Source organism: Shinella oryzae (assembly GCF_023038235.1).
GTDB classification, from domain to species: domain Bacteria; phylum Pseudomonadota; class Alphaproteobacteria; order Rhizobiales; family Rhizobiaceae; genus Shinella; species Shinella sumterensis.
The window spans coordinates 3,128,410-3,137,500 of sequence record NZ_CP081987.1 but is presented as its reverse complement, the minus strand read 5'-3'; the positions used below and the strand labels follow the sequence as shown (position 1 = coordinate 3,137,500).

Annotated in this window: 6 protein-coding genes; 4 read left to right on the top strand and 2 right to left on the bottom strand. The window is 65.9% G+C overall.

Annotated features, from left to right (window positions below; all coding sequences use genetic code 11):
* Nucleotides 1-521 precede the first annotated feature (521 nt).
* The 3 genes from hrpB (at nt 522) to K6301_RS15240 (ending at nt 4,962) form a co-directional block, all read left to right on the top strand.
* Nucleotides 522-2,990: an ATP-dependent helicase HrpB gene (gene hrpB, locus K6301_RS15250; RefSeq protein ID WP_247218135.1), complete on the top strand. Its 2,469-nt coding sequence runs from the start codon at nt 522-524 to the stop codon at nt 2,988-2,990.
* A gap of 20 nt (nt 2,991-3,010) precedes the next feature.
* Nucleotides 3,011-4,315, top strand: coding sequence for an ActS/PrrB/RegB family redox-sensitive histidine kinase (locus K6301_RS15245; RefSeq protein ID WP_247218133.1), 1,305 nt, complete (start codon nt 3,011-3,013; stop codon nt 4,313-4,315).
* Nucleotides 4,316-4,392: 77 nt separating this feature from the next.
* A complete protein-coding gene (locus K6301_RS15240; protein ID WP_134652698.1) occupies nt 4,393-4,962 on the top strand; it encodes an ActR/PrrA/RegA family redox response regulator transcription factor in 570 nt (189 codons plus the stop codon).
* A 166-nt stretch (nt 4,963-5,128) separates the two neighbouring features.
* On the opposite strand, the gene K6301_RS15235 is transcribed toward K6301_RS15240, so the two are convergent.
* On the bottom strand, nt 5,129-5,659 hold the full coding sequence (locus K6301_RS15235) for an MmcB family DNA repair protein (RefSeq protein ID WP_247218131.1): 531 nt from the start codon (nt 5,657-5,659) through the stop codon (nt 5,129-5,131).
* A gap of 387 nt (nt 5,660-6,046) precedes the next feature.
* On the opposite strand from K6301_RS15235, the gene K6301_RS15230 reads away from it, so the two are divergent.
* Nucleotides 6,047-6,709 carry a L,D-transpeptidase gene (locus tag K6301_RS15230; RefSeq protein WP_160871665.1) on the top strand — a complete coding sequence of 221 codons (663 nt, stop codon included), beginning with the start codon at nt 6,047-6,049 and terminating at the stop codon, nt 6,707-6,709.
* Nucleotides 6,710-6,807: 98 nt separating this feature from the next.
* Here K6301_RS15230 and K6301_RS15225 read toward each other — a convergent pair whose 3' ends face one another.
* On the bottom strand, nt 6,808-8,973 hold the full coding sequence (locus tag K6301_RS15225) for a malate synthase G (protein ID WP_247218129.1): 2,166 nt from the start codon (nt 8,971-8,973) through the stop codon (nt 6,808-6,810).
* Nucleotides 8,974-9,091: the final 118 nt, after the last annotated feature.

Sequence of the window (9,091 nt, the reverse complement as noted above, 5' to 3'; positions counted from 1 at the left end):
AGTCCGCGACATCGCCGACCACGTTTCTCTTTCTTCTCTCTTCAATTGTCAAAAAACCGACGGTCATAACCGTCCCAGTCTCACATAAAGCAGCAAAATCCCCGAACCTCGTTCGGCTCAATTCTCACCAGCTTCTCAAGGAAACCCTAGAGCGAGTTCGTCGGCCGCCAGAAGCGCCGCCGCTCTCGTTCGATGAGCGGCGTTATAGGACCATCATTCAGAGGCGTCAACAGAGGATTTCATAAAAAATGAGAAAAGATGTAACTCGCTGGTTTTTAAAGACGAATTCGGATGAAGGGGGCTTGGACCGCTCGCGGACAGCTTCGTGGAGGCTGATTTCCGTGTGAAAATCTTGTCCAGGTGGTAAAAATTATCGCCGCCATCGCAAAACGTGCCGGCCGGCGTCGCGATCCCGGCCTCTTTTACAGATCGTGCGTGTCGGGCTATGCAGACGGCGAACACGGACGCGAAGGATTGCCTTCTATATTGGGCTTATTCTTCAGGCATGCGCAGGCGCGATCATGGCATTCCTCTCAGACACTCTGCCGAAACTGCCCGTCACGGAGGTGCTGCCCGCACTCGGCGCGGCCCTCTCGTTAGGCACGCGCACCATCCTTTCGGCGCCGCCGGGTGCAGGCAAGACGACGCTGGTGCCGCTCTTTCTTCTCGATGCGGCCTGGCGGGGCGACGGCCGGATCATCCTGCTCGAGCCGCGCCGGCTGGCGGCGCGCGCCGCGGCCGGGCGGATGGCGTCCCTGCTCGGGGAAAAGGTCGGCGAGACCATCGGCTACCGCATGCGGCTCGATGTCAGGGTTTCGGCGAAGACCCGCATCGAGGTGGTGACGGAGGGCGTCTTCGCCCGAATGATCCTCGACGACCCGGAATTGTCGGGCATTTCCGCCGTGCTGTTCGACGAATTCCATGAACGCTCGCTCGATGCGGATGTCGGGCTGGCGCTGGCACTCGACGTTCAGGCGGCGCTGCGTGAGGACCTCAGGATCGTCGTCATGTCGGCGACGCTCGATGTCGAGCGGGTGGCGGCCCTGCTCGATCATCCGCCGTCGATCGTCAGCGCGGGGCGCAGCTTCCCCGTCGAGATCCGCCACCAAGACCGGCCCGCCGGCGAGCGCATCGAGGACACGATGGCGCGCGCCATAATAGAGGCGCACCGCACGGAAAGCGGCTCCATTCTCGCCTTCCTGCCGGGACAGGCCGAAATCACCCGAACGGCCGAGCGGCTGGCCGGCCGGTTCGGGCCGGAAACGACAGTCGTGCCGCTCTACGGCAATCTCGGCCAGAAGGAGCAGGACGCCGCGATCCGCCCGGCGCCCACGGGCACGCGAAAAATCGTGCTCGCGACGTCGATTGCCGAGACCTCCATCACCATCGACGGCGTGCGCATCGTCATCGACAGCGGATTGCAGCGCCTGCCGGTCTTCGAGGCGGCGACCGGCATCACCCGGCTGGAGACGGTGCGCGTGTCGCGTGCCTCGGCCGACCAGCGCGCCGGCCGTGCGGGGCGAACGGAGCCGGGCGTGGCGATCCGGCTGTGGCATGCCGGCCAGACGGCGGCGCTGCCCGCCTTCACGCCGCCGCAGATTCTCTCCAGCGACCTCTCCGGCTTCCTGCTCGACCTTGCCCATTGGGGCGTGACCGATCCTTCGGCGCTGCTTCTGGTCGACCAGCCGCCGGCCGCCGCACTGGAGGAGGCGCGCAACCTGCTGCGCCTGCTCGGCGCGCTGGATGCCGCCGGCGCGCTGACGCCGTCGGGCAAACGCATCCGCGAGCTCGCCCTGCCGCCGCGGCTCGCGGCGATGATCCTGCATGCGGCGGAGGACGGCGAACAGCTCGCCGCCGCGCGGCTGGCGGTGTTGCTCACCGAACAGGGGCTGGGCGGCACGGCCGTCGATATCGAGGAGCGGCTGCGGCGCTTTTCCAGCGAGCGCGGCGAACGGGCGGAGGCCGCCCGCCGGCTGGCGCAACGCATGGCGGAGGGTTTCGGCGCGGCGAAGGCCGCCGGTTCCAGCGCGCCCGGCGCCCTTCTCCTGCATGCCTTTCCCGATCGCATCGCGCTCCAGCGCGGCGGGCGCGGCCGGTTCGTGATGGCCAACGGCCGCGGCGGCGAGCTGCCCGAGACCGAGCGCCTGGCCGGCGCCGACATGATCGTGGTTGCCGATCTCACGGGCCAGGCCGGCCGCCAGCGCATTCTCGCCGCCACCGAGATCGACCGCGCGACCGTCGAGGCCGAGCTTGCCGACAAGATCGTGCGCGAGGACCAGTGCGTCTTCGACCGCGCCAGCCGGCAGGTGCGCGCGCGCCGTGTGGTGCGGCTCGGCGCGATGATCCTGGAGGAAACGCCGCTGCCGCGCCCGAGCGGGCTGAAGGCGGCGCAGGCACTTGCCGATGGCGTGCGCCAGCTCGGGCTCCAGGTCCTGCCGTTTTCCCGCGAGGCGGCGCAGCTGCGCGACCGGATCGGTTTTCTCCACCGCTCGATCGGCGAGCCCTGGCCGGACACGGGCGAAGCCGCCCTTCTCGCGCGGCTCGACGATTGGTTCGTGCCCTTCCAGGAGAACACGCGCGGCCTCGACGACATTACGGCGGCGAGCCTGCACGAAGGCCTGATGGCACTCGTGCCCTATGAGATGCAGCGCGATATCGCCCGCCTCGCCCCCACCCATTTCGAGGCGCCGACGGGACAGCGCCATCCGATCCGCTATGATGGCGAGGAGCCAGTGCTGGCGATCCGCGTGCAGGAGCTGTTCGGGCTGAAGCAGCATCCGGCCGTCGCCGGCGGGCGGCTGCCGTTGCTCCTGGAGCTGACATCGCCGGCGCACCGGCCGATCCAGACGACGCGCGACCTGCCCGGCTTCTGGGCGGGCTCGTGGCGGGACGTGCGCGCCGATATGCGCGGCCGCTATCCGAAACATCCCTGGCCGGAAGACCCGGCCGCGGCCATGCCGACGACGCGCGCCAAGCCGCGCGGCACATGATGATGATGAAGAAGGACCCTATGATGGCAGGCTACCAGGACATCGATTTCGAAGGCTCCGGCCGTCGGCTGCGTCTCGAAACGCTCATCCGCCTGCGCTGGCTTGCGGTGGCGGGCCAGTCGATCACCGTCATCGCCGTCAGCCTGTGGCTGGAATTTCCCCTGCCGCTGGTGCCGGCCGCCATTCTCATCGCGCTGCTCGCCGCGGTGAACTTCTTCCTCACCGTGCGCTTTGCGCCCGCCCACCGCCTGACGCCGCCTTCCGCGCTCCTGCTGCTCGCTTTCGACCTCTGCCAGCTGATGGCGCTGCTCTTCATCACGGGTGGCCTTGCCAATCCCTTCGCGCCGCTGGTCTGCGTTCCCGTCATCATCTCGTCGTCGCTCCAGCCGGTGCGCTTCAGCGTGGTTCTCGGCCTGCTCGCGGTCGCGGGCATCACGGCGCTGGCCTTCACGCCCTTTCCGCTGCCGTGGTTCGCCGGCACGCTGCTCGTGGTTCCGCCGATCCTGACGGCCGGCTTCTGGTTTGCCATCGTTTGCACGACGGCGTTTGCCGCCTTCTATTCCTACCGCGTGTCGCAGGAGGCGACCGAGCTGTCGGACGCGCTCGCCGCCACCGAACTCATCCTGCAGCGCGAAAAGCACCTGTCGCAGCTCGATGGGCTGGCGGCGGCCGCCGCCCATGAACTCGGCACGCCGCTTGCCACGATCAGCGTCGTCGCGCGCGAGATGGAGCGCGAACTCGGCAGCGACGAGCGCTTCCGGGAGGACGTGCAGCTTTTGCGCAGCCAGAGCGAACGCTGCCGCGACATCCTGCGCCGGCTCACGACCCTTTCCACCGAAGACGAGGCGCATATGCGCGTGCTGCCGCTCTCCTCGCTGATGGAGGAGGTCATGGCGCCGCACCGCGAATTCGGCATCGCGCTCAAGCTCGTCGAGAACGGCGATCGGGCGAGCGAGCCGGTCGGCACCCGCAATCCCGGCATTCTCTACGGCCTGGGCAACCTTCTCGAAAATGCCGTCGATCATGCCCGGGCGGAGGTGACGGTCACCGTGAGCCACACGCCGGAGCGGGTGACGATCGTCATCGAGGACGACGGCGAAGGCTATGCGACGGACATTCTCCAGCGCATCGGGGATCCCTATGTCACCAAGCGCCAGAAGGACGAGCGGGCCGGGGGGCTAGGGCTCGGACTGTTCATCGCCAAGACGCTTCTGGAGCGCTCGGGCGCCAGATTGACCTTCGGCAACCGCACCGGCGACCAGCCGGGCGCGCGGGTATCGGTCGATTGGCCGCGGGCGCGCATGGAGGCAAAGGGTGCGAAATGACTTTACCCGCCGCATCTTAAGGGTGATAAGCTGATCCCGGTCAAGAATGGACGAAAATCCGCGACGGAAGACGTAAAATGGCAGAAAGCACCGAACCGCAGACGCAAACCGACGATATCGGCCCCGATCCCTCGCTTCTCCTCGTCGATGACGACGCCCCCTTCCTGCGCCGCCTGGCGCGCGCCATGGAGACGCGCGGCTTCGCCGTCGATACGGCCGAATCGGTCGCGGAGGGCATCGCCAAGGCCAAGACCACGCCGCCGAAATATGCGGTGGTGGACCTCAGGCTGGGCGACGGCAGCGGTCTCGACGTGATCGCCGCCATCCGCCAGCGCCGCGACGACACGCGCATCATAATGCTGACCGGCTACGGCAATATCGCGACGGCGGTGAACGCGGTGAAGCTCGGCGCGGTCGACTATCTCGCCAAGCCGGCGGACGCCGACGACATCTTCGCGGCGCTGACGCAGCGGCCGGGCGAGAAGGTGGAGCTGCCGGAAAACCCGATGTCGGCGGATCGCGTGCGCTGGGAGCATATCCAGCGCGTCTACGAAATGTGCGACCGCAACGTCTCGGAAACCGCCCGCCGCCTCAACATGCACCGCCGCACCTTGCAGCGCATCCTGGCGAAGCGCGCGCCGAAGTAACGATACGGGTATTGCGGACCCCCTCATCCGCCTGCCGGCACCTTCTCCCCGTCGGGGAGAAGGAGGACATCAGAGGCGCATCTCCTCCCTCCCTTCTCCCCTCGGGGAGAAGGTGGCCCGAAGGGCCGGATGAGGGGGCTTCCCGAAACACTCCCCGCAATACCCCCTAAGCCGGCGTGTCCCGCCGTCCTGAAACGATGGCGGAGATATCCGGCCCGTCGCGCCTGGTATCCATGGAAAATTCCGCCAGCAGCAGCCGGCCTGCGGCCACGCGGGCAAAAGCGAAGGTCACGGCCTTGCGCGTCGGCGCGGCCAGCCTGTGTTCGGGCGCCTCGCGCAGCATATGCGCGCCATAGCCGTCCGACAGGATAAGCCCGCATTCCTCCGGAAAGATATCGAGCGGCACGTCCTTGTGCGTGGCGAAGAACAGCCGGTCGCAATGGCGCCGGTAGTCGGGCCATTTGCGATCCACCCGGAAATCCTCGATCGAGGTCTTGATCTCGACGATCCAGATCTCGCCCTTGTCGGAGAGACTGATGAGGTCGGCGCGCCGGCCGCTCGCCAGCGTCAGTTCCGGCAGCACGGCATGGCGCATGTCCATCAGCATGCGCTGCACGCCGCGGCGTACCATCATGGCACGGTCGGACTGGCGGCCATCGAGCAGCGGGTTGTCATTATGCAGGGAAACGATCGTCATGTGGGTCAACCTCGGCGATTCGCCATTCTAGCGCGAAGCGCGCGGGATGGCTCGAAACGGCCGGAAAAAGTTAAGGCGCGCGTGTCGGGACCGGTGCGCGCAAGAGTTCATTAACCGCGCCACGCGGTTCCTGTTCGCGCAGGGGTCGGCGGAGAGAAAACCGTTGAACGGCACGCCGGGGCATGCTTGGCAAGAAACCGGGCATGGTGGAAGCGGCTGGCGGCCGGGCATTGTTGTTGCAAAAAAACAATCCCGCGGCTTTTTGCTTTGGCCAGAGCTCAGGCAAGGGCGCGCAGACTTGCATTGACCGGTTTAATCGAAAATAAACCATAATCAATGAAAGCTCCGCGTACCGGAACTTCTTAATCCCTGATCCAAGAGACTCACATGCGCTTCCGCAATGCCCTCCTTCTGTGCGGCCTGGCAGCGGCCGTCACACTCGCCGGTTGTTCGTCGTCCTCCACCTCCACGCCGGGCGAAAGGGTGGCGACCAATGCCATCTTTACCTCGGAATATGGCGCTGTTGAGGACAACGGTTACGCGCTGCCGGCCATCCCGATCAGCAGGGTGAACGAGAAGTTCCATCGCCAGATCGTCGATTACGCGACGAACGAGAAGCCCGGCACCATCGTGGTCAACACGCCGAACCGGTTCCTTTATTATGTCCTGCCCGGCGGCAAGGCCGTGCGTTACGGCATCGGCGTCGGCAAGCAGGGTTTCGCCTGGCAGGGCGAGGCCTATATCGCCTGGAAGCAGGAATGGCCGACCTGGCATCCGCCGCAGGAAATGGCCGCCCGCAAGCCGGACGTCGCTCGCTACGTCAAGGAAGGCATGGGCCCGGGCCTGAAGAACCCGCTCGGCGCACGCGCGCTCTACCTCTTCAATGAAAAGGGCCAGGACACGCTGTTCCGCCTGCACGGCACGCCGGAATGGGCCTCCATCGGCACGGCCGCCTCGTCGGGCTGCATCCGCCTGATGAACCAGGACATCATCGACCTCTACAAGCGCGTCCGCCCCGGCCGCTCGGCCCGCGTCGTCGTCCAGCAGTAACCGGACGAAACCCCCATCAGACAAGAAGCCGCCGGATCGCTCCGGCGGCTTCTTTCATTTCGGGTCGATGCGATGCCGCTCCCCGCATTACGCGAAATTCACCCCTTCGCCTTCAGCTCCAGGCGGCGGCGGTGCAGGACGGGCTCGGTGTAGCCGTTCGGCTGCTCGCGGCCCTTGAGCACCAGGTCGAGGGCGGCCTGGAAGGCGATGGAGCCCTCGAAATCGCCGGCCATCGGGCGATAGAGCGGGTCGCCGGCATTCTGCCCGTCGACCACGGCCGCCATGCGCTTCATCGTCTCGATGACCTGCGCTTCGGTGACGACGCCGTGGTGCAGCCAGTTGGCCATGTGCTGGGCGGAAATGCGCAGCGTGGCGCGGTCTTCCATCAGGCCGACATTGTTGATGTCGGGCACCTTGGAGCAGCCGACGCCCTGGTCGATCCAGCGCACGACATAGCCGAGGATGCCCTGGGCGTTGTTGTCGAGTTCGCGCTGGATTTCCTCCGGCGTCCAGTTCGGCCGGACCGCGACCGGCACCGACAGGATATCCGACAGTTTGGCGCGCGGGCGCGCGCGCAGCGACGCCTGCACCTCCGCGACATTGACCTTGTGGTAATGCGTGGCATGCAGCGTCGCAGCCGTCGGCGACGGCACCCAGGCGGTGTTGGCGCCGGCCTTGGGATGGGCGATCTTCTGCTCCAGCATCGCCGCCATCAGGTCGGGCATGGCCCACATGCCCTTGCCGATCTGCGCATGGCCGGACAGGCCGCATTCCAGGCCGATATCGACGTTCCAGTTCTCGTAGGCGGAAATCCAGGCGGCCTGCTTCATGTCGCCCTTGCGGATCATCGGACCCGCTTCCATCGAGGTGTGGATCTCGTCGCCGGTGCGGTCGAGGAAGCCGGTATTGATGAAGACGACGCGCTCCTTCGCCGCGCGGATCGCCTCCTTGAGGTTGACCGTGGTGCGGCGCTCCTCGTCCATGATGCCCATCTTCATCGTGTTGGGCGCCATGCCGATGGCGGCCTCGACGCGGCCGAAGAGCTTCGAGGCGAAGGCCACCTCTTCCGGCCCGTGCATCTTGGGCTTGACGACATACATCGAGCCGGCCTGCGAATTCTTGCGCCGGCCATTCGGTCCGACGTCGTGCAGCGCGATCAGTCCCGTCACCATGGCGTCCATGATGCCCTCGGGCACCTCGTTGCCGTCGCGGTCGCGGATCGCCGGATTGGTCATGAGGTGGCCGACATTGCGCACCAGCATCAGCGAGCGGCACTTCACTTCAAAGGTCGAACCGTCGGGCGCGGTGTAGTCGAGATCGGGGTTGAGGCGGCGGATGAAGCTCTTGCCGCCCTTCGAAACCTCCTCCGAGAGGTCGCCCTTCATCAGGCCCAGCCAGTTGCGATAGACGACGACCTTGTCCTCGGCATCGACGGCGGCGACCGAATCCTCGCAGTCCATGATGGTCGTGAGCGCGGACTCGACCCAGACATCGGAAATATGCGCCGGATCGTCCTTGCCGGTCGGCGTCGCCGCATCGATCAGGATTTCGATATAGAGGCCGTTGTTGCGAAGCAGGACCTGGCTCGGGGCCGCCGCTTCACCAAGATAGCCAGCGAACTTCCCGCCGTCGGCAAGGCCCGTCCGCACGCCGCTCGTCAAGGCGACGACAAGCTTTCCGCCTTCGACCGCAAGGCCGGCGACATCGCGCCAGAAGGCGCCGTCGAGGGGGACGCTATCGTCCAGGAAAGCGCGGACCCAGGCGATGACCCTGGCGCCGCGCACGGGATTGTAACCCTTGCCCTTTTCCGCGCCGTCGGTCTCCGGGATCGCATCCGTGCCGTAGAGCGCGTCATAGAGCGAGCCCCAGCGTGCATTGGCGGCGTTCAGCGCATAGCGCGCGTTCATGACGGGAACGACGAGCTGCGGGCCGGCAAGGCTAGCGATCTCAGGATCGACGTTTTCCGTCGTCACCGTGAAGGCGTCGCCCTCGGGCAGCAGATAGCCGATCTCGCGCAGAAAGGCCTCATAGGCCGCCATGTCGGACGGCGCGCCGTTTTCGCGATACCAGGCGTCGATCTTCTCCTGCAGCGCGTCGCGTTTGGCCAGCAGCGCGCGGTTTTCGGGCGCAAGCTCGTGCACGATGGCGGAGAAGGCCGTAAAATAGGCCTCGGCGTCGACGCCCGTGCCGGGAAGGGCCTCCTTGACGAGAAAGTCGTATAGATCGCTGTCGATCGAAAGACCGGCTTTTTCCGTATAGGTCATGAAAAGACTCCGAAGAACGGGACGAAGGGGGAGTATCCCGAATGCTGCCACTTTCCGCGGCTTTCATTCATAGTCAATTCGGCAATAACGTGAATTATTTATTCCGTTATGGAAACAA

Excerpts from the sequence above, each read along its gene's own strand:
- hrpB (WP_247218135.1), top strand. The coding sequence starts at position 522 with ATGGCATTCCTCTCAGACACTCTGCCGAAACTGCCCGTCACGGAGGTG.
- K6301_RS15245 (WP_247218133.1), top strand. The coding sequence starts at position 3,011 with ATGATGGCAGGCTACCAGGACATCGATTTCGAAGGCTCCGGCCGTCGG.
- K6301_RS15240 (WP_134652698.1), top strand. The coding sequence starts at position 4,393 with ATGGCAGAAAGCACCGAACCGCAGACGCAAACCGACGATATCGGCCCC.
- K6301_RS15235 (WP_247218131.1), bottom strand. The coding sequence starts at position 5,659 with ATGACGATCGTTTCCCTGCATAATGACAACCCGCTGCTCGATGGCCGC.
- K6301_RS15230 (WP_160871665.1), top strand. The coding sequence starts at position 6,047 with ATGCGCTTCCGCAATGCCCTCCTTCTGTGCGGCCTGGCAGCGGCCGTC.
- K6301_RS15225 (WP_247218129.1), bottom strand. The coding sequence starts at position 8,973 with ATGACCTATACGGAAAAAGCCGGTCTTTCGATCGACAGCGATCTATAC.